General features: G+C 71.6%; 15 protein-coding genes. 13 read left to right on the plus strand and 2 right to left on the minus strand.

The window, feature by feature from the left end; genetic code table 11:
• From ACZ7IB_RS02535 to ACZ7IB_RS02565, 7 genes are all read left to right on the plus strand, one after another.
• Positions 1-942, plus strand: a complete 942-nt coding sequence (locus ACZ7IB_RS02535; RefSeq protein WP_389971442.1) for a carbohydrate ABC transporter permease — start codon at positions 1-3, stop codon at positions 940-942.
• A gap of 1 nt (position 943) precedes the next feature.
• Positions 944-1,846, plus strand: coding sequence for a carbohydrate ABC transporter permease (locus ACZ7IB_RS02540; protein ID WP_470908519.1), 903 nt, complete (start codon positions 944-946; stop codon positions 1,844-1,846).
• Positions 1,847-1,848: 2 nt separating this feature from the next.
• Positions 1,849-3,114 (plus strand): 6-phospho-beta-glucosidase, encoded by a 1,266-nt coding sequence (locus ACZ7IB_RS02545; protein WP_470908521.1) that lies wholly within the window; start codon positions 1,849-1,851, stop codon positions 3,112-3,114.
• The gene (locus ACZ7IB_RS02550) at positions 3,105-4,079 is read left to right on the plus strand and encodes an N-acetylglucosamine kinase (RefSeq protein ID WP_470908523.1); all 975 of its coding nucleotides are present in this window, start codon (positions 3,105-3,107) and stop codon (positions 4,077-4,079) included. Before ACZ7IB_RS02545 ends, ACZ7IB_RS02550 begins: the two co-directional genes overlap by 10 nt.
• Positions 4,080-4,394: 315 nt before the next feature.
• A complete protein-coding gene (locus ACZ7IB_RS02555) occupies positions 4,395-5,786 on the plus strand; it encodes a hypothetical protein (RefSeq protein ID WP_470908525.1) in 1,392 nt (463 codons plus the stop codon).
• A 242-nt stretch (positions 5,787-6,028) separates the two neighbouring features.
• Positions 6,029-7,003, plus strand: a complete 975-nt coding sequence (locus ACZ7IB_RS02560) for a glutamate ABC transporter substrate-binding protein (protein ID WP_470908760.1) — start codon at positions 6,029-6,031, stop codon at positions 7,001-7,003.
• A 108-nt stretch (positions 7,004-7,111) separates the two neighbouring features.
• A complete protein-coding gene (locus ACZ7IB_RS02565) occupies positions 7,112-8,437 on the plus strand; it encodes a hypothetical protein (protein WP_470908526.1) in 1,326 nt (441 codons plus the stop codon).
• 99 nt (positions 8,438-8,536) lie between these two features.
• Here the strand turns inward: ACZ7IB_RS02565 and ACZ7IB_RS02570 are convergent, their stop codons facing one another.
• The gene (locus tag ACZ7IB_RS02570) at positions 8,537-8,830 is read right to left on the minus strand and encodes a hypothetical protein (protein WP_470908527.1); all 294 of its coding nucleotides are present in this window, start codon (positions 8,828-8,830) and stop codon (positions 8,537-8,539) included.
• Between ACZ7IB_RS02570 and ACZ7IB_RS02575 the strand changes: the two genes are divergently transcribed.
• From ACZ7IB_RS02575 to ACZ7IB_RS02590, 4 genes are all read left to right on the plus strand, one after another.
• Entirely contained in the window at positions 8,802-11,282 is a 2,481-nt protein-coding gene (locus ACZ7IB_RS02575) for a serine/threonine-protein kinase (protein ID WP_470908529.1), read from the plus strand. The two genes, ACZ7IB_RS02570 and ACZ7IB_RS02575, sit on opposite strands and share 29 nt — an antisense overlap.
• The gene (locus ACZ7IB_RS02580; protein ID WP_470908531.1) at positions 11,279-12,586 is read left to right on the plus strand and encodes a protein phosphatase 2C domain-containing protein; all 1,308 of its coding nucleotides are present in this window, start codon (positions 11,279-11,281) and stop codon (positions 12,584-12,586) included. The genes ACZ7IB_RS02575 and ACZ7IB_RS02580 overlap by 4 nt, the downstream gene beginning before the upstream one ends.
• 132 nt (positions 12,587-12,718) lie before the next feature.
• The gene (locus ACZ7IB_RS02585; RefSeq protein ID WP_470908533.1) at positions 12,719-14,077 is read left to right on the plus strand and encodes a vWA domain-containing protein; all 1,359 of its coding nucleotides are present in this window, start codon (positions 12,719-12,721) and stop codon (positions 14,075-14,077) included.
• A 110-nt stretch (positions 14,078-14,187) separates the two neighbouring features.
• Positions 14,188-15,387, plus strand: a complete 1,200-nt coding sequence (locus ACZ7IB_RS02590; protein WP_470908535.1) for an FHA domain-containing protein — start codon at positions 14,188-14,190, stop codon at positions 15,385-15,387.
• 7 nt (positions 15,388-15,394) lie between these two features.
• Here ACZ7IB_RS02590 and ACZ7IB_RS02595 read toward each other — a convergent pair whose 3' ends face one another.
• Entirely contained in the window at positions 15,395-16,378 is a 984-nt protein-coding gene (locus ACZ7IB_RS02595; RefSeq protein ID WP_470908537.1) for a methyltransferase domain-containing protein, read from the minus strand.
• Between the two features lie 132 nt (positions 16,379-16,510).
• On the opposite strand from ACZ7IB_RS02595, the gene ACZ7IB_RS02600 reads away from it, so the two are divergent.
• Together ACZ7IB_RS02600 and ACZ7IB_RS02605 are read left to right on the plus strand one after the other, a co-directional pair.
• On the plus strand, positions 16,511-16,915 hold the full coding sequence (locus ACZ7IB_RS02600) for a globin (protein WP_470908539.1): 405 nt from the start codon (positions 16,511-16,513) through the stop codon (positions 16,913-16,915).
• 172 nt (positions 16,916-17,087) lie between these two features.
• A complete protein-coding gene (locus ACZ7IB_RS02605) occupies positions 17,088-20,417 on the plus strand; it encodes an FtsX-like permease family protein (protein ID WP_470908541.1) in 3,330 nt (1,109 codons plus the stop codon).

Consider the following 20,417-nt stretch of genomic DNA (forward strand, 5'->3'; position numbering starts at 1 on the left):
ATGACCACCTACACACTCCGTTCGAAGCGCCGCCGGTCGGCGCTGCGGACAGCGGCCTTCATGTCGCCGTGGCTGATCGGGTTCTGTGTCTTCTTCGCCTACCCGCTGATCTCCACGCTCTATTTCTCCTTCACCGACTACGACGGGTTCTCAGCCCCCGAGTTCAGCGGGCTGAAGAACTGGTCCTTCGTCTTCAACGACTACCCGCTGTTCTGGCCGGCGCTGCGCAACACGCTCTGGCTGGTCGTGGTGATGGTCACCTGCCGGGTGGTGTTCGGCCTCGGCATCGGGCTGCTGATCACCAGGATCAAGACGGGGGCCGGGGTCTTCCGCACCCTGTTCTACCTGCCGTACCTGGCCCCGCCGGTCGCGGCGACACTCGGCTTCGTCTTCCTGCTCAACCCCGGGACCGGGCCGGTCAATTCGATCCTCGGCGAGCTGGGGCTCCCCACGCCCGGCTGGTTCACCGACGCCGCCTGGTCCAAGCCGGCCCTGACCGCGCTCGCGGTGTGGGGGGTGGGCGACCTGATGGTGATCTTCATGGCCGCCCTGCTGGACGTACCGAAGGAACAGTACGAGGCGGCGGAGCTGGACGGGGCGACCTCGTTCCAGCGGTTCCGCTTCGTCACCCTGCCGAACATCTCGCCGATCATCATGTTCGCGGTGGTCACCGGGATCATCCAGACGATGCAGTACTACACCCAGCCATTCGTGGCCGGGAAGGTCGCCTCGGGTGTGATGGGCGGCTCCGGGCAGCAGTTCGAACCGGGCTATCCCGACAAGTCGACACTGACGCTTCCGCAGGTCGTCTACAACCTCGGTTTCCAGCGCTTCGACTACGGCTCCGCCTGCGTGGTCGCGCTCGTTCTCTTCGTACTCGCCATGGCGTTCACCGCACTGCTGATGCGACGCCGCAGCGGACTGATCCAGGCAGGTGAGTGACGTGGCGCAGGTACTCGACACCGTCAAGGAAGCCGACCCCGCGACCGGCCCGGTCACCCCGGCCGAACGCAGGGCGCGCCGCAAGTCGCTGCTGAACTGGATCGCCGTGCACTCGCTCGGGGTCGCCGCCGCGCTCTTCTTCGTGCTGCCGTTCGTCTTCCTGGTGCTCACCTCGCTGATGAACGGCCAGCAGGCGCTGACCCGCGATCTGTGGCCGCACCCCTTCGAGTGGAGCAACTACCAGCGGGTGTTCGACACCGACGGCTTTCTGACCTGGTGGAAGAACACCCTGCTGTACGCGGGGCTCGGCACCGTCCTCACGGTCGTCTCCTCGCTGCCCGTGGCGTACGCGCTCGCCAAGTTCCGCTTCCGCGGCCGGCATCTGTCGCTGATGCTGGTCATCTCGATGATGATGCTGCCGCCGCAGGTCGTCGTCATCCCGATGTACCTGTTCTGGGCGAAGCAGCTGGACCTGTCCGGCACGCTCTGGCCGCTGATCATCCCGATGGCCTTCGGCGACGCGTTCTCCATCTTCCTGCTGCGGCAGTTCCTGCTGACCATCCCGAACGAGTACCTCGACGCGGCGAAGGTCGACGGCTGCGGCGAGCTGCGCACCCTGCTCAAGGTCGTCGTGCCGATGGCCAAGCCGGGCATCGCCGCCGTGGCCCTCTTCCAGTTCTTCTACGCCTGGAACGACTACTTCGGCCCGCAGATCTACGCCTCGGAGAACCCGGCCGCCTGGACGCTCAGCTACGGCCTGGAGTCCTTCAAGAGCGCACACCACACCGACTGGAACCTGACCATGGCCGCGACCGTACTGGTCATGGCCCCCGTGATCCTCGTCTTCTTCTTCGCTCAAAAGGCTTTTGTCGAGGGCGTCACACTGACCGGAGTAAAGGGCTGACTATGAAGCTCGCAGTAGTTGGTGGCGGGTCCACCTACACACCTGAACTGATCGACGGATTCGCCCGGCTGCGGGACACGCTGCCCATCGAGGAGCTGGTGCTCGTCGACCCGGCGGCCGACCGCCTGGAGCTCGTCGGCGGCCTCGCCCGGCGGATCTTCGCCAAGCAGGGCCACCCGGGGCGGATCGTCACCACCTCGGACCTCGACGCGGGCGTCGCCGACGCCGACGCCGTCCTGCTGCAGCTGCGCGTCGGCGGCCAGGCCGCCCGCAACCAGGACGAGACCTGGCCGCTGGAGTGCGGCTGCATCGGCCAGGAGACCACCGGCGCCGGCGGCCTCGCCAAGGCGATGCGCACCGTGCCGGTCGTCCTGGACATCGCCGAGCGGGTCCGCCGGACCAACCCGGACGCCTGGATCATCGACTTCACCAACCCGGTGGGCATCGTCACCCGGGCACTGCTCCAGGCCGGCCACAAGGCCGTCGGCCTGTGCAACGTGGCGATCGGCTTCCAGCGGAAGTTCGCCCGGCTGCTCGACGTCACCCCGGCCGAGGTCCACCTCGACCACGTCGGGCTCAACCACCTGACCTGGGAACTCGGGGTGCGTCTCGGCGGCCCGGACGGCGAGAACGTCCTGCCGAAGCTGCTCGCCGAGCACGGCGACGCGATCGCGGACGACCTGCGCATGCCCCGGGCCATCACCGACCGGCTCGGCGTCGTCCCCTCGTACTACCTGCGCTACTTCTACGCGCACGACGCGGTCGTGCGGGAGCTCGGCACCAAGCCGTCCCGGGCGTCCGAGGTCGCCGCGATGGAGCGGGAACTCCTCGCCATGTACGGCGATCCGGCGCTGGACGAGAAGCCCGCGCTGCTCGCCAAGCGCGGCGGCGCCTTCTACTCGGAGGCGGCCGTGGACCTGGCGTCCTCGCTGCTCGGCTCGGGCGGCACCCCGGTACAGGTGGTCAACACGTACAACAGGGGGACGCTGCCGTTCCTGCCGGACGACGCGGTGATCGAGGTGCAGGCGAGGGTCGACGGGACGGGCGCCACCCCGCTCGCCGTACCGGAGCTGGACCCGCTGTACGCCGGTCTGATCGCCAATGTCACGGCGTACGAGGACCTCGCCCTGGAGGCCGCGCTGCGCGGCGGCCGCGACCGGGTGTTCAAGGCACTGCTCGCGCACCCGTTGATCGGTCAGTTCGAGTACGCCGAGGCGCTCACCGACAAGCTGATCGCGCACAACCGGGAGCACCTGGCGTGGGCGTGAACGCTTCGGTCCTCGCGATCGATGCGGGGAACAGCAAGACCGATGTGGCACTGATCGGTGAGGACGGAACGGTGCTGTCGGCTGCCCGTGGCGGTGGCTTCCAGCCGCCGGTCGTGGGGATCGAGACGGCCGTGGACGTTCTCGGTGCGGCCGTCGGCCGGGCGCTGGAGCTGTCCGGCGAACCGGTGGACTCCGTCGCCCATGTGTCGGCCTGTCTCGCCAACGCCGATCTTCCGGTGGAGGAGGAGCAGTTGGCGGCGGCGCTGCGCGCCCGTGGCTGGGGATCCACGGTCGAGGTGCGCAACGACACCTTCGCGATTCTGCGTGCGGGGGTGGACGAGCCGCGGGGTGTGGCCGTCGTGTGCGGTGCGGGGATCAACTGTGTCGGCATGCTGCCGGACGGGCGGACCGCGCGTTTCCCCGCCATAGGCCGGATATCCGGTGACTGGGGCGGCGGTTCGGGGCTGGCCGAGGAGGCGATGTGGTTCGCCTCGCGGGCGGAGGACGGCCGCGGTGAGCCGACCGAGCTGGCCCGTGCGCTGCCCGGACACTTCGGGCTCGACTCGATGTACGCGCTGATCGAGGCGCTGCATCTGGGCCGGGTCGAGTTCGAGCGCAGGCACGAGCTGACTCCGGTGCTCTTCGCGACCGCGGCGGCCGGGGACCCGGTGGCGGGTGCGCTGGTGGACCGGCTGGCGGAGGAGGTCGCCGCGATGGCGTCGGTCGCGCTGACCCGGCTCGCTCTGCTGGACGAGGAGACGCCGGTGGTGCTGGGCGGCGGGGTGCTGGCAGCCCGTCACCCGCAGCTGGACGACAGGATCGCCGAACTCCTCGCGGTACGTGCCCCGAAGGCGGTGGTCCGGGTGGTGACGGAGCCTCCGGTCCTGGGGGCCGCGCTGCTCGGCCTGGATCACACGGGGGCGGCTGCCGGGGTGCACGAGAGGCTGCGTGCGCAGTACAGCTGAGACGGTCTTCCGGCGCAAGGGGCGTCCTGTGGCGTTTCGCGTCGCAGGACGCCCCTTGCGCACGGGAACCGTTCAGTTGTCCCGGACGTGTTCATGAGTGGGGAGATCGGTCCGCTTCGGGGATTGGTCCGCCGATCGGCTTGATCGGCGGCTCAGGCCTTGATCGAATGCGTGTGACTACCATCCGTGGACCGGTGCAGGATCCAGGCGTTCCTGGTGCGGATGTCGGTCCCTGCGGCCATACTTCTGGCCGGGTACCAGTCCTCCGATCGGCCGGGGGGCCGGGCCACCGTCAGTGACCGAGGGGGAGGTCGAGTGACATACCCGCCGAATGTGCGCACGGCGCCGGAACACGCGCGGGCTCAGCCGCCCGTGCCCGCGACCGTACCCGCTCCGCCGCAGCGCGGTGCCTGGCCCGCTACGGCGGACCGGCTGCGGGCCGCGGCGACGACCGAACCGGGCAGGCTCCAGATCATCGGGGCCGTGCTGGCCCTGCTCGTCGTGGCGTTCGGGGCCGTGACGGCGTTCGAGATCGCCGACCGGGCGGCCGCGGCCGACGACGTGGTGAGCCGCAGCCAGCCGCTGAGCGCCGACGCGGCGGACATCTACCGCTCGCTGGCCGATGCCGACACCGCGGCGGCGAGCGGCTTCCTGGCCGGGGCGCAGGAGCCACGCGATGTCCACGACCGGTACGAAAAGGACATCAAGGAAGCATCCCGGCTGCTGGTGAAGGCCGCGGCCAACACGGACGCGTCGACGAACTCCGGGCACGAGATCACCACGCTCAACGAGGAACTCCCCCGCTACGCGGGTCTGATCGAGCGGGCCCGTGCCAACAACCGGCAGGGCCTGCCGCTGGGCGGCGCCTATCTCCGGTACGCGAACCAGAAGATGACCAACGTACTGCTGCCGGCCGCCGAGCGGCTGTACACGGCGGAGACCGGGCGGCTCGACCGGGACAACGACTCGGCCAGGGCCTGGCCGTTCCTCTCGCTCGGGCTCGGTGTCGTGGCACTGGCCGCACTGTTCTGGGCGCAGCGGCGCAACTACCGCAGGACGAACCGGGTCTTCAACCACGGGCTGCTCGTCGCGACCACCGCGTCCACCGTGGTGCTGCTGTGGCTGGCCGTGGGGCACACGGTGGCGCGGTCCGAACTGCTGGACGCCGATGCGCACGGGCAGCAGTCCCTCGATGTCCTCAATCATGCGCGGATCGACTCGCTGAAGGCTCGCGCCAATGAGAACCTCACTCTTGTCGCCCGCGGCGCGGTACTCACCCCGGACGGCAAGAACGACCAGTACGAGACCGACTACAACACGGGCATGAAGGCCCTCGGTGCAGAGCTGGGGAAAGCCAGGAAGCTCGCCGACGACTCCCAGGGGAGCGGGCCGGTGGCGAACGCCATCAACGGTGTCGCCGAGTGGCAGGGCCGCCACCGGACCGCCCGCACGACCGACGACAACGGCGACTACGAGGGCGCGCTGAAGCAGATCATCGGGCCGAGGAACTCGACGGGCGAGTCCTTCAACCAGGTGGACGAGGCGCTGAAGCAGGCGCTCGCCCATGAGCAGGACGAGTTCACCCGGGCCGCGAAGGACGGGCGCGGGGCGCTGGGCGGACTGCCGATCGGGGCCGCCGCGCTCGCCGCGCTGGGTGCCCTCGCCGCGATAGTCGGGGTCAACCGCAGGCTCTCGGAGTACCGGTGAGAGGGGGAGCGATGACCAGGAAGCGCACGGGCGTGAGGGCCCGTGCCGAGTTTCCCGCCGGATCAGGGAGCGGGGTCTGGGGCCTTCGAATCCAAGGCGGAGGAAGGAGTCGACGCGGAGCGTCGGTGACTGACGACAACGCCGGAGGCGGAGGCCCCAGAACCCGCAAGCCCGGTGGGAAGCTCGGCACGGGCCCTGGGTCCACCCGCAGCAGGCTGCGCGGCTGGGGCGGGGTGACGGGCATGGCCGTGGCCTGTGCGGTGACGGCCTCGCTCACCCTGCTGCCGCTCTCCCACGCCGGCGCCGGCGCCTTCGGCGGGGATTTTTCGGGGCCGGGTACGGCGCAGGCGGTGCAGGCCCGGTCCGACGACTGCACGGACCCGGAGGCCAGCCTGCCGCCGTCGAGCGCCGACGGCCCGGACATCGCGAAGATCAAAGCGCGCGGAAAGCTGATCGCGGGCGTCGACCAGAACAGCTTCAGCTGGGGATACCGCAATCCGGAGACAGGCAAGCTCGAGGGCTTCGACATCGATCTGGTGCGGGCCATCGCCAAGGACATCCTGGGCGATCCCGACGCGGTGATCTTCCGGGCCATCCCCACCAACCAGCGGATCGCCGCCCTGGAGAACGACAAGGTCGATGTCGTCGTCCGGACGATGACGATCAACTGCAGCCGGCTGGACCAGGTCTCGTTCTCCACGGCCTACTTCCGGGCCGGGCAGCAGGTCCTCGCGCCGAAGGACTCGCCGATCACCGGGTTCGACAAGTCCCTGGCGGGCAAGCGGATCTGCACCGCCGAGGGTTCCACCGCGTACGAGGCGCTGGAGAAGCAGTCGTTCGGCTCGGTCTTCAAGGACGAGCACGACGGCACCGAGGCGGACGAGGACCGGCTCACCGTCCCCAACCAGCTGGACTGCCTGGTACGGCTGCAACTGGGCGAGGTCGACGCGGTGGTCACGGACAACGCGCTGGCAGCCGGCCAGGCCGCCCAGGACCCGGCGGTCGAGCTCAAGGGCGACAAGCCGTTCACCACCGAGTACTACGGCGTGGCGACGAAGCGCGGTGCCAACGATCTGGTGGCCCGGATCAACCAGGTGCTGGTCGACTACCGCAGGGGTGGTGCGGACAGCCCCTGGATGGTGTCGTACCGGAATTGGCTGGAGGCCGGTCTGCCGGGGATATCGGCGCCGCCGGCCCCCAAGTACCGGAGCAACTAGCGCCGGGCCGGACAGGTGTGCGCGACGGTGCGGACCGGACCGGACCGGCGAGACAGTGGCACTGATCCTGCCGGGCCCGTCCCGGCAGGAAGAGCGGAGAGGTGATCGATGGGCGTCGCGGGCCCCTTCCCCGGCTACGCGGAAAGGCCCCCCGGCCCGGTCATGGACCGGGACGAGGCGGACCGTGCGCTGGCCCGGCTGGGCGCGGAGCACGAGGCGATCGAGACCTCGCTCCTCGCCCTGCAGGACCACGCGGGCCGCCGGCTCCTGGAGGGCGCCGATCTGACCGGTGTCACCAAGGAACGCTGGGCCTCCACCGAGCAGTCGATCACACTGCTATGGGGGTATTTCGACGCCTACGCGGGGGCGCTGGCCGAGGCCCGCGCGGTGCGGGCCCGCCGGCGCCACCCCAACCGGGACGACCTGGTGGCCCTCACCGAACTGCTGCGCGGCCAGGGTGTCACCGTGGCGCATGCGGCCGGGCGCCCCGATCCGTCGATCACGGGCCCGGCCAAGCTCTCCGAGCGGTTCACGCTGGAGGAGCTGGTCGCCCGGATGAACGACCTGTACGCCCGCTCGCTGGACATGGTCGTCGCCTCCGACTCCGTGTGGTCCGCACTGCCCGCCCGGATAGATCTCCTCGCCGCCGAGCTGCACCGCACCCGCTCGCTGGCGCACTCCGTCGGCGTACGGCCCGGAGAGCACCCGGCGGGCGACGACCTGGAGGCGATCACCCATGAACTGACCACGCTGCGGGTCCAGGTGATCTCCGACCCGCTCGCGTTCTGGCTGTCGGGCCCCGGAAGTTCGGCGCCCGGCGGCGGCCGCCCCGACACCACGCGCTACGACCGGGCGGCCCGCGCCCTGGACGACGTACGCCGCGAGATCGAGGCGGTGCTCGCGGTCCGGCAGGACGCCGAGCAGCGTCTGGTCCACCTTCGTGATGTCCTCTCCCGCGCGGACCGCACCCTGACCGAGGCCCGGTCCGCGCGCGGCGAAGTGCTGGCGAAGATCGCCGCCTCCGAGGTGCCCGCGGTCAGCGGCCCGGCGACAGCGCTCCAGGAGCGGCTGGCCGCCGCTTCGGAGTACCGCAGGCATGCCCAGTGGCACCGGCTCTCCCCGCTCCTGGAGACGCTGGAGCGGGAGGCCGAGGAGGAATTGCTGCGGGCCCGGGAGTCGCTGACCGCGGTCACGGCCCCGCTGGCCGTACGGGCGGAGCTGCGCGGCAGGCTCGACGCGTACAAGGCGAAGGTCGCCCGGCACGGGATGGCCGAGGACCCGCTGCTGATCGAGCGGTACGACGCGGCACGCCGGATGCTGTGGAGCGCACCGTGCGATCTGCGGGTCGCCGCGCAGGCGGTACTGCGCTATCAGGAGGCGGCGGCCGAACTGCTGTCCCAGCGCCGGACCTCGGGACCGGAGGACCGGCGATGAGTACAGGCATGTGCAAGGTGGAAGGGCCGCCGCGGCGGCGGGGCGAACAGGGGGACGGACCATGAGTACGCAGTGCCAGCGCCCCGCGTGCGAGGGCAATTACGAGGACGTGGGCGGCGGTGAGCTGTACTGCGACACCTGCGGCCTGGCTCCGGTCGTGTCGCCGACGGGCATGGTGAGTTCGCCGCCGACCGGGATCGCGGGCGGCGGTGGCGCGAGCAGCAGGGGCAGTCGGGGCAGCAACAGCAGTTCGCGGGCGTCGTCCCGGGCGTCCTCGCGTTCCTCGTCCCGCTCGTCGACCTCGCGGCGTTCCGTTTCGGGGCGGCTCTCACGCTCGCTGTCCGGTGGCGCCACGTCCCCTTCGGTGTCGGTCCGTTCCTCCGGTTCGTCCACGGGCGCGTCGTCCGGCCGGGGGAGGCTGGGCGTGGGCCTGGTACAGGTGCCGGACGTGCCGCGTCCCGACCCGCGCTCCGCGGTGATGGAGAACCCGGAGGTGCCGGAGCGCAAGCGCTTCTGTTCGCGTTCGGACTGCGGAGCCCCGGTGGGCCGGGCGCGCGGCGAACGGGCGGGCCGCACGGAGGGGTTCTGCACCAAGTGCGGCCACCCGTACTCCTTCGTGCCCAAGCTCCACGAGGGCGACATCGTGCACGGCCAGTACGAGGTCGTGGGCTGTCTGGCGCACGGCGGGCTCGGCTGGGTCTATCTCGCGGTCGACCGTGCGGTGTCCGACCGCTGGGTGGTCCTCAAGGGCCTGCTCGACACGGGTGACCAGGACGCCATGGCGGCCGCCATCTCGGAGCGCCGCTTCCTCGCCGAGATCGAGCACTCCAACATCGTCCGGATCTACAACTTCGTCGAGCATCTCGACCAGCGCACCGGCTCGCTCGACGGCTACATCGTGATGGAGTACGTCGGCGGCAAGGCGCTCAAGGAGATCGCGAACGAGCGCCGTACCCCGGCCGGGAAGCGCGATCCGCTGCCGGTCGAGCAGGCGTGCGCGTACGGCATCGAGGCGCTTGAGGCGCTCGGTCATCTGCACAGCCGCAACCTGCTGTACTGCGACTTCAAGGTCGACAACGCGATCCAGACCGAGGACCAGCTGAAGCTGATCGACATGGGCGCGGTCCGCAGAGTGGACGACGACGAGTCGGCCATTTACGGCACGGTGGGGTATCAGGCACCGGAGGTCGCGGAGGTCGGCCCTTCGGTCGCCTCCGATCTGTACACGGTCGCGCGGACGCTCGCGGTGCTCACCTTCGACTTCCAGGGCTATACCAACGTCTTCGTGGACTCGCTGCCGGACCCGGACAACATCGAGGTGTTCCGGACCTATGAGTCGTTCTACCGGCTGCTGGTGCGGGCCACCGACCCGGATCCGGCGCGGCGGTTCGCCTCTGCGGCGGAGATGGCGGAGCAGCTGACGGGTGTGCTGCGCGAGGTGGTGTCGCTGCAGACGGGGCGGCCGCGGCCTGCGCTGTCGACGCTGTTCGGTACGGAGGTACGGGTCACGGACACGCAGTTGTTCGCCGAGCTGACGGACGATGTGTCGCGGCTGGGGGCACGGGTTGTCGCTCCGGCATCGTCAGGGCGCTTCGGGCGGCGGAACGGGTCGGTGGCCGGTGCGACCCCGGGAGCAGCCGCCGTGCCGCCTGCGGGGCAGGGGCCGGGCGCGCTGCTCGCGGGTGCTCCGCCCGCACCCGGGTACGCCGCGGCGGGTGCCGGTCCGCTGACCGCGCCGCCCACCCACGTACAGGCGGGCAACGGGGCGGGCCAGAGCGGTGCGGCCTTCTCGTACGGGCAGACCCGGGCCGCGATTCCGGCCCCCCGTGTCCCGGCCTCCCATCCCGGTGCGCCATCGGGGCCGTACGTCCCGAACGGCCCCCGGCTGGCCGGGCTCGACGCACGGGCCACCTCGCTCGCGCTGCCCGTACCCCGGGTCGACGCGAGCGACCCCAACGCGGGTTTCCTCGCCGGACTGATGGCCACCGCCCCCGCCGAACTGATTGCCGCATTGAACGCCGTACCCGCGGCCTCGCTGGAGACCCGGCTGCGTGAACTGCGTGCCCGTCTGGAGTTGCACGAACCCGGCGCCGCGGGGCAGACCCTGACGGCGCTGGAGGACCAGTACTCGGACGACTGGCGGGTCGTCTGGTACCGCGGCATCACCTCGCTGGTGACCGGTGACAACGAGAACGCGGCGCTCTCCTTCGACGCGGTGTACGACGCGTTCCCCGGCGAGCCGGCGCCCAAGCTCGCGCTGGGGATCTGCGCGGAGGTCCTGGGTCAGCTGGACAACGCCGCCGAGTACTACCGCCTGGTGTGGACGACCGACCCGAGCTTCGTCAGCGCCGCGTTCGGCCTGGCCCGGGTACAGATCGCCGCCGGGGACCGGGTCGGCGCCGTGACGACGCTGGAGTCCGTGCCGGAGGCGTCGATCCACTACACGGCGGCCAGGGTCGCCGCGGTGCGGGCGCGGCTGCGTGAACGGTCCCCGGACGAGCCGCTGATCGCCGATCTGACGGCCGCCGCCGACCAGGTCTCGGGGCTGGCCGGTTTCGGTCTGGACGCGGTGCGTCGCGAACAGTTGTCGACAGAGGTGCTGGGGACGGCACTCGACTGGGTACTCTCCGGTAGTCCAACGGCTCAGTCCTCGGCTCCGCAGCCGCACGCGCCTGCCGGGTCGCCCGGGCCGAGAGCACTGCTCGGCAGTGAGTTGGACGAGCGCGGCCTGCGTTTCGGGCTGGAGCGTTCGTACCGGATGCTCGCCCGGCTTGCAGAGCCCGGCGACGAGAGGATCGAACTGGTGGAGCGGGCCAACCGTTTCCGCCCCCGGACGTGGGTGTGAAAATGTCGCAGAAGCCCCAGAAGACGGCCTTGTCGGAGTGCCCGGGCTGCGAGGAGCCGCTGGAGCCGGGGGACCTGTTCTGCGGTGCGTGCGGGTACGACCTGTCGGCCGTGCCCGAACCGCCGCAGGACCACCCGACGATCGCCATGGCCGTGCCGGCGGAGAACGGCGCGGCGGCCGCCCGCACTCCGGCGGCCCACCCGGCAGCGGTCCGGTTCGACGAGCCGGGCGGATCGGGTGACTTCGAGCTGGCCGCACCCGGGGCCGCACCTGGGGCCGCGCCCGCATCCACGCCGTCCGCCGAGGCGTCTGCGCCCGCACCCGACCCCCGTACCCCTGCCGTGGAACTGCCCTCCACGCCACCGGCCGGCACCAGACTGTGTGTAGCCTGCCGCGCCGGCCGTGTCGACAACGACGGCTACTGCGAGAACTGCGGTCACGCCCAGCCACGCGAGCGCGACCACATGGAGCAGGAGCTCGGTTCGGTGGCCGCCGTCAGCGACCGGGGCCTGCGCCACCACCGCAACGAGGACTCGTTCGCGGTGTCGACCACCACCCTGCCCGACGGTTCACCGGCCGTCGTCGCGATCGTCTGTGACGGCGTCTCATCGGCGAGCCGCCCCGACGAGGCGTCGGCGGCCGCCGCGAGCGCCGCCAACGAAGCGCTTCTGGAGTCGCTGCCGCGCGGCACCCATCCGCAACAGGCGATGCACGAGGCGATCGTCGCAGCCTCGGAGTCGGTCAACTCCCTGGCCGAGGAGCCCGGCCAGGCCATGGAGCACGCCCCGCAGCGCCACCAGAACGCCCCGGCGTGCACCCTGGTCGGCGCGGTGATGGCGGGCGGTCTGCTGGTCGTCGGCTGGGTCGGCGACAGCCGCGTCTACTGGGTGCCGGACGACCGCACCAACCCGCCCGCCCGGCTGACCGAGGACGACTCCTGGGCCGCGCAGATGGTGGCGGCGGGCCTGATGACCGAGGCCGAGGCGTACGCGGACGAGCGCGCCCACGCCATCACGGGGTGGCTCGGCGCCGACGCGTACGAACTGGAGCCGCACACCGCGTCCTTCAAACCGGACCGGTCCGGTCTCGTGGTGGTGTGCACGGACGGCCTGTGGAACTACGCGGAGTCGGCGGCCGAGATGGCCGCTGCGGTGCCGGCCGATGCCCAGCTGCGGCCGCTGCACGGCGCCCAGGTGCTGGTGGGTCATGCACTCGACGGTGGGGGCCACGACAACGTAACAGTGGCTCTGCTGCCGTTCGCGGTACCGCCTCAGGGGGCAGGATCGGCCTGCGGCAACACATGAGTCCCGTTCCGTAACGCTTGATTCCGTTTCCGTCCGCCCACTCCATCCCTGACGCCGTCGCCCGCGTTCACCCGCATTTCTGCCCTCACAGCTGTCTTCATCTGACACCTGGAGCCTCAAGGAGCCGATCAGATGGCCAACTTCTCCAAGTCGAACGTGCCGCAGTTCTCCGTCGAGGTGTACCAGAACGAATATCTTCCGGAGGGCGGTCGCGAGGTCAACGCGATCGTCACGGTCACCTCGACCGGAGGTGGTACCACCGGCGGCGTCCCGCTGTCCGGTGCGGCCGCAACGCCCACGCACGTACCGGGGCAGGCGCCGAAAGCCGCCGTGGCGATCATGGTCGACTGCTCCGGTTCGATGGACTATCCGCCGACGAAGATGCGCAACGCCCGCGATGCGACGGCCGCGGCCATCGACACCCTGCGCGACGGCACCTCGTTCGCCGTGGTCGGCGGTACGCACGTCGCCAAGGAGGTCTACCCGGGCAACGGGAGGCTCGCCGTCGCGGATGCGCGGACCAAGGCCCAGGCGAAGGAGGCCCTGCGTGCGCTCAGCGCCGGTGGCGGTACGGCGATCGGCACCTGGCTGCGGCTGACGGACCGGCTGCTCGGCGCCGCCGATGTGGAGATCCGGCACGGCATCCTCCTCACCGACGGCCGCAACGAGCACGAGGCGCCGGAGGATCTGCGGGCCGCGCTCGAATCCTGCGCGGGCCGCTTCACCTGTGACGCCCGTGGTGTCGGCACCGACTGGGAGGTGAAAGAGGTCACAGCCATAGCCTCCGCGCTGCTCGGCACGGCCGACATCGTCGCCGACCCGGCGGGGCTGGCCGCGGACTTCACGCAGATGATGGAGAACGCGATGGGCAAGGAGGTCGCGGATGTCGCGCTGCGGCTCTGGACGCCCGTCGGAGTCGAGATCAAGTTTGTGAAGCAGGTCGCACCGACGGTCGTCGATCTGACCGACCGCCGCACCGAGGCGGGCCCCCGCGCCGGGGACTATCCCACGGGTTCCTGGGGAGACGAGTCCCGCGACTACCACGTGTGCGTACAGGTGCCGGAGGCGGGCATCGGGCAGGAGATGCTGGCGTCCAGGGTCTCGCTGATCCTCCCCGACCCGTCGGGCGGGGCCCCGCAGACCCTTTCGCAGGGCCTGGTACGGGCGGTGTGGACGGAGGACATGGTGGCGTCCACCTCGATCAACCCGCAGGTCGCGCACTACACGGGCCAGGCGGAACTGGCACAAGTCATCCAGCAGGGGCTCGATGCACGCAAGTCGGGAGACTTCGACGGCGCAACGGCGAAACTGGGCCGTGCGGTGCAGCTGGCATCGGCGTCCGGGAACGAGGAAACTGCGAAATTGCTTTCGAAGGTGGTGGACGTCGTCGATGCCGCGACCGGTACTGTGCGACTGAAGGCGAAGGTCGCGGAAGCCGACTCGATGACACTCGAAACACGCTCGACCAAGACCGTTCGCGTCAAGAAATAACCACACAGCCGCACAGCCGAGCCGCCCGGCCGGAGCGATCCGCCGGGTGGCTGAGAGCAAGAAGAAATGACGGCCCCCAGGGCCGGACGAGGAGAGGGGGAAGCGCCGACATGCCGACCTGCCCGAACGGACACCAGTCGGGTTCCGATGACTGGTGCGAGGTCTGCGGCCATCGCATGGCCGGGGCGGGCGCGCCTGCGGGTGCAGTCCCCCCGCCGCCTCCCCCGCCGCCCGCTCCCGGTCACGGCTTCCCGCAGGGCCCCGACGCGACCCAGCAGGCCGAGCTCTGCCCGCAGTGCCGCACACCGCGTGAGGCCATGGCGCCGTTCTGCGAGGAGTGCCGCTGGAACTTCCTCACGAACACCGCGACGTCGTACACGCCGCTGGCGCCGGCCCACAGCCTTCCCGGCCCTCCGCCCGGTCTCAACCTGCCGCCCGGCTTCCAGGCGCAGCAGCCGCCGGGCCCTCAGCAGCAGCGTGATCCGTTCGAGTACCAGGGCTCGCGGCCCTCGCAGGTGAACCGTCCGGCCGAACCGCTCTCCCCCGACCAGGGAAGCCGGCCCGGGCCCCCGGCGCCGGGTCCACAGTCGCCGCAGCCGCCGCATCCGTTCCAGCAGCAGGGACCGCCGCCTCCGCCGTCCTTCCAGCAGCAGACCGCGCCGCCCCCGCCGTTCCAGCAGCAGACCCCGCCGCCGCCGTTCCAGCAGCAGTCGGCGCCGCCCGCGTTCGAGCGGCCCGGTCCACCCGCCCCGCAGGCCTCCCAGCCGCCGGCCCCGCCGCAGGGGCCGCAGTCCGGCGATGACGACGACTGGATGCTGTCGCCGCCGTCCCGGACGCAGGCTCCGCAGCCGCCGGCCCCGGCGCAGCAGCAGCCGTTCCCGGGTCAGAACCAGAACCAGCCGCCCGCGACCTGGACCGCGGTCATCGCCCCGGACCGTGAGTACTTCCTGGCGATGATGCAGCGCAGCGGTCCCGAGGCGACCGGGCTCAACCTGCCCGCGTACTCCCCGGAACAGCAGCTTGCGCTGACCGGCAACCAGATCACCATCGGTCGCCGCAGGCACAGCACCGGCGAGTCCCCCGACATCGATCTGTCCGTGCCGCCGGAGGACCCGGGCGTCTCGCACCAGCACGCGGTGCTGGTGCAGCAGCCCGACGCCAGCTGGGCCGTGGTCGATCAGAACTCCACCAACGGCACCACGCTCAACGGCGCCGAGGACCCGATCCAGCCCTATGTCCCCGTCCCGCTCCAGGACGGCGACCAGGTGCACGTCGGGGCGTGGACGACGATCACGATCCGCCGGGGCTGACCCGCGCCTACCCGCTGGGCAGTGGCCAGGCGTACGGCCCCTCGGGGTCGTCCAGCCAGGCCCACTGCCGCCCGTCCCGGACCGTGATGCCGAACCTCTCCCGTTCGGGGCGCCGCTCGCGCTGCCAGAGGGCGAGGGCCTCGCGCGGGTCGAGGGTGGCCTCGGTCAGCGTCAGCAGGAACCGGAAGAGTTCGTTCTCGCTGACGCGCCTCGGCAGTGCGCCCGTGTGAGGACGCCGCGCGGGCCGCGCCGGTGTACCGCGCAGCGGTACGAAGTACGCGGGCGTGTGCAGGAACCGGCCCTCGGCATACTTCCCGTGCGCCCCTTCCCGTACCCGCAGCGCGATCAGTCCGGTGGCGAACGGCGCCAGTATCCGTGCGCCGGGCGTGCACTGTGCCAGCCAGGCCTGCGGTACGCACGGCAGGGTGCAGGTCGCGATGATCCGGTCGTACGGGCCGCGCCGGGGCCAGCCCCGTGCCCCGTCCCCGGTGATCACCGCCGGGCGGTATCCGGCCGCCGCCAGATGCCGGCGGGCCGACTCGGTGATCTCCGGGTCGAGGTCGACGGTGGTCACGGCGTCGTCACCGAGCCGGTGCGCGAGCAGCGCCGCGTTGTAGCCGCTGCCCGCGCCGATCTCCAGGACCCGCTGCCCTTCCCGTACGTCCAGCTCTTCGAGCATCCGGGCCATCAGCGACGGCTGGCTGCTCGAAGAGATCAGCTCACCGTCCCGTATCCGGGTGGCCAGCGCCCCGTCCGCATACGCCCCGTGCAGCCACTGGGCCCGCCTGACCGGGTCGGGGTCCTCGCACCACAGGCGGTCGAATCCACCGCCCACGAAGTAGTACGGCACGAACAGATGCCGCGGCACCTCCTCGAACGCGGCTAGCCATTGCGGGTCACCCAGCGCCCCACCGGCCACGATCCCGCGCACCATGGCCCATCGCTCCTCGGCGGCGGCCGCGGCGAACGGGTCCGGGTGTGCGTCGTCCATACCTCCACCTTCCTGCGCCGGGGGCCCCGGCGCCAGGAACCGGGCCGGGGCAGGTCGGGGCCGGCGGACGACGGTCCGAGGGCAGGACCTAGGACCCCGGTCCTCGGCCGGTGCGTCTGCGACGATGGACGGGTGACTGACATTCCGCACGACACGCTGCAGGAGCAGACCTTCTACGAGCAGGTCGGCGGCGAGGAGACCTTCCGGCGCCTGGTGCACCGCTTCTACCAGGGGGTCGCCGAGGACCCGCTGCTCCGGCCGATGTATCCGGAGGAGGATCTGGGTCCGGCCGAGGAGCGGTTCAGGCTGTTCCTGATGCAGTACTGGGGCGGTCCCCGTACCTACGGTGAGCAGCGCGGACATCCCCGGCTGCGGATGCGGCACGTTCCGTTCCGGGTGGACCGGGCGGCGCACGATGCGTGGCTGAGCCATATGCGGGTCGCCCTCGACGAGCTCGGACTGGCGCCGGAGCACGAGCGGCAGCTGTGGGACTACCTCACCTATGCCGCCGCCTCGATGCTGAACACCGAGGGCTGAGAACACACCCCGGCCCCCCGCACCGGGTGCGGAATGTGTTCCTCCGTATCCGATTAACGATCACGATCCCATCAAGGTGCACACACAAGCGGTTTCCAACTGCACGTGCTTCCTGAAAGCATCCCTACATCGCCGGGGGGCGTGTGTGCGGTGAGGGTCCAAGGGGGCACGTGTGACGGGGTTTGTCTTTCTCCGGGTGAGGGCCTATCGGCTCCTGCTCGCCGCCGCTGTCCTCGCGATCCTGCTCACCGCCTCGGTACTGGCCGCGCTCACCGCGTTCTCCGGCTCCGTCGGCGACGCGGCGCTGCGCCACGCCCTCACGCATCGGTCGGCGTCCGCCGCCTCCCTCGTCGTGTCCGCGCAGGTGATGCCCGCGCAGCGGGACGCGGCCGACGCGACCGCGCGGAGAACCGCCCGCGACACCTTCGACGGCCTGCCCGTGACGGTCCGGACCCTGGAGACGTCGGGTTCGTACGCGCTGCCGGGCGGTCCACAGGCTTCGGACGTCCGGGGCGGCGACCCGGACCTCACCCACTTCGCCGCGCTCGACCGCAGCCGCGTCCGGCTGACCGCGGGCCGCATGCCCGCGGCCGGGAACGGAAGGGCCGGCGATCCCGTCCAGGTCGCCCTGCCGCACACCGCCGCCGGGGTCCTGAAGCTGCGGCCCGGTTCGCGGCTCACCCTCACCGACCGGCTGGACGACAAGCCGGTGCGCGTCCTGATCACCGGCGTGTACGAGGCGTCCGACCAGGCCGACCCGTACTGGCAGTTGGACGAACTCGGCGGGCGCGGCATCCGCAAGGTCGCCTTCACGACGTACGGTCCGCTGCTCACCGATCCTGCCGTGTTCGGTTCCGGACGGATGCGCTCCGGCACGATGTCCTGGCTGGCAACCGCAGATTTCCGCACCGTCACCACGGGCCGGACCGCGGCGCTGCACAGCGCCGCCGTGGCCGCTCCGAAGAAGCTGCAGGCCGCCCCCGGTTTCAGGAGCGGGGCCACCGTGCGGACCTCACTCCCCCAGGTGCTGGAGCAGATCGACCGGGCGCTGCTGGTCTCCCGCTCGACGCTGATGATCGTGGCCGTCCAGTTGGTGATACTCGCCGGTTACGCGCTGCTGCTGGTGGCCCGGCTGCTGAGCAGTGAGCGCGACGGGGAGACCCGGCTGCTGCGGGCCCGCGGCGGATCGCGCGGACGCGTCACCGCGCTCGCCGCCATCGAGGCGCTGTTGCTCGCGCTGCCCGCGGCGCTCCTCGCCCCGCTGCTCGCCGGGCCGCTGACCCGGCTACTTGCGGACCGCGGCGCGCTGTCCCGGATCGGGCTGCGGCTCGACGGGGGCGCGACCGCCACCGTGTGGCTGGTCTCCGCCGTCGCCGCGCTGACGTGTGCGCTGGCCGTCGTGGCGCCCGCGCTGGCGGCCGGTGCCGGGGAGCGTCGTTCCCGCCGCGCCGCCGCGCTGCCCGCGCCGCTCCGGGCGGGCGCCGACATCGGTCTGCTGGTGATCGCGGCGGTGGCGTACTGGCAGCTCGACCGTCAGAACACGGGCTCCGGCGGCGGCGCGCTGAGCGGTGACCGGCAGGGCGGTCTCGGCGTCGATCCGCTGCTCGTCGCGGCTCCCGCCCTGCTGCTGCTCGCGGGCACCGTACTGACGCTGCGTCTGCTGCCGCCCGCGGCCCGGCTCGCGGAGCGCCGTGCGGCGGGCGGCCGGGGGCTGATCACTGCACTGGCCAGCTGGCAGTTCAGCCGGCGCCCGCTACGCAATGCCGGACCGGTGCTGCTGCTGGTCCTGTCGGTCGCCATGGGCATGCTGGCGATCGGGCAGCGCGCCTCCTGGGACCGTTCGCAGGGCGACCAGGCGGACTTCAGGGCCGGTGCGTCGGTGCGCGTGGTGGGCAGTGTCGAGGACGATCCGGCGAAGGCGGGCGCGTACGCGCGGCTGCCGGGCGTACGGGAGGCGGCGCCCGCGTTCCGTACGACCTTGGATCTCTCCGGTGAACGCACCGCCGAGATCCTCGCCCTGGACACCGCGCACGCCGACGAGCGGATGCTGATGCGCGGCGACCTCGGTGACGGGCCGCGGGAGCGGCTGTTCGACTCGCTCGCCCCGCCGAGGACCGCACGGGCCGGGCTGCTCCTGCCGCAGCGCAGCGAACAGGTCCGGTTCGACGTGCGGATCACGGTGGCCGGGGCGCCCTCGCGGCCGTCGCCGTCCGGCACCGCGCCGCTCGTCACCGTGCTGCTGGAGGATCGTTACGGCTTCCCGTACCGGGTACCGGCCGGAGCCGTACCCGTCGACGGGAAAACGCATCCGTTCGCGTTCGCGGTGGCGGCCGCGGGTGATCTCGCGGTGACCGGGTTCGAGCTGGACGGCAACCGGCCGACCGGCCGGAGCGAGTCCCACCGGGTCGACATCGGCGCCCTCAGGACAGTGACGGCCGACGGCACCGAGCAGGCGGTCCCGGTGCCCGACGGGTTCGCCTGGGACGCCACGCAGACCGCCGCCGCCGTATCCGATGAGGAGCAGCCCGGTGAGGAGCAGCCCGGCGATCCGGTGTACGTGACGGTCTCCGCGAAGAGCCTGCTGGCCTTCGGGTACGACACCGGCTCGGCCCCGGACGTGTGGGAGTCGCCCGCCTTCTCCGTACGGGCCACCGCGCCCCGTCCGAAGGCGCCGACGCCGAACGCCATCGTCACCGACGCGTATCTGAAGGCCGCCGGAGCGAGGAAGGGGCAGAGCGTCGACATCACGCTGGCCGGCGAGACGGTCCGGGTGAAGATCGCGGATGTGGTGCGCAGGCTGCCGACCACAGGCCCCGGCACCGGCTCCGATGCCTCCGTCACCGGCTCCGACCGGGCCCGGGACGGCGGAGCCCTGCTGCTCGACCTCAGGGCTGTCGGCCAGGTCCTCGCACACCGTCCGGGCACCGTGCTCACCCCCGTCGAGTGGTGGCTGAGCACCGCCCCCGGGCAGGCCGGAAAGGTCGCCGCCGCGCTGCGGGCACAGCCCTACACCGATCCGGCTCAGGTCGAGGTGCGCGACGAGATCGCGCGGGAGCTGGTCAGCGATCCACTGGGCGCCGGGCCGCAGTCCGCGCTGCCCGCGGTGGCGGTCGTCGCCGCGGCCCTGGCCGCGGTCGGCTTCGCGGTGAGCGCCGCCGGCGCGCAGCGCGAACGGACCGCCGAGTTCGCCGTCCTGCGGGCACTGGGGACGCCGCGCCGACGGCTGACCCGGATGATCGCCGCCGAGCAGGGCGTGCTGATCGCGATCGCGCTGCTGGTCGGGGCCGCGCTCGGGGCCGTACTGAACCGCGCCGTCGTGCCGCTCATCGTGCTGACCGGGCAGGCCACCGCGCCGGTGCCCCCGGTGCTGGTGCAACTGCCGGCCGGGCAGGTGGCCGCGTTGCTGGCGGGTGTCGCCGCGCTGCCGCTGCTGATCGTCGTGTTTCTCGCCCTGCGCGGTGCCGACCCCGCGACCTCGCTGCGCCACCAGGGGGACAACTGA

The sequence above is a fragment of the Streptomyces sp. NPDC037301 genome (genome assembly GCF_055602785.1).

Excerpts from the sequence above, each read along its gene's own strand:
- ACZ7IB_RS02535 (WP_389971442.1), top strand. The coding sequence starts at position 1 with ATGACCACCTACACACTCCGTTCGAAGCGCCGCCGGTCGGCGCTGCGG.
- ACZ7IB_RS02545 (WP_470908521.1), top strand. The coding sequence starts at position 1,849 with ATGAAGCTCGCAGTAGTTGGTGGCGGGTCCACCTACACACCTGAACTG.
- ACZ7IB_RS02560 (WP_470908760.1), top strand. The coding sequence starts at position 6,029 with ATGGCCGTGGCCTGTGCGGTGACGGCCTCGCTCACCCTGCTGCCGCTC.
- ACZ7IB_RS02565 (WP_470908526.1), top strand. The coding sequence starts at position 7,112 with ATGGGCGTCGCGGGCCCCTTCCCCGGCTACGCGGAAAGGCCCCCCGGC.
- ACZ7IB_RS02585 (WP_470908533.1), top strand. The coding sequence starts at position 12,719 with ATGGCCAACTTCTCCAAGTCGAACGTGCCGCAGTTCTCCGTCGAGGTG.
- ACZ7IB_RS02590 (WP_470908535.1), top strand. The coding sequence starts at position 14,188 with ATGCCGACCTGCCCGAACGGACACCAGTCGGGTTCCGATGACTGGTGC.
- ACZ7IB_RS02595 (WP_470908537.1), bottom strand. The coding sequence starts at position 16,378 with ATGGACGACGCACACCCGGACCCGTTCGCCGCGGCCGCCGCCGAGGAG.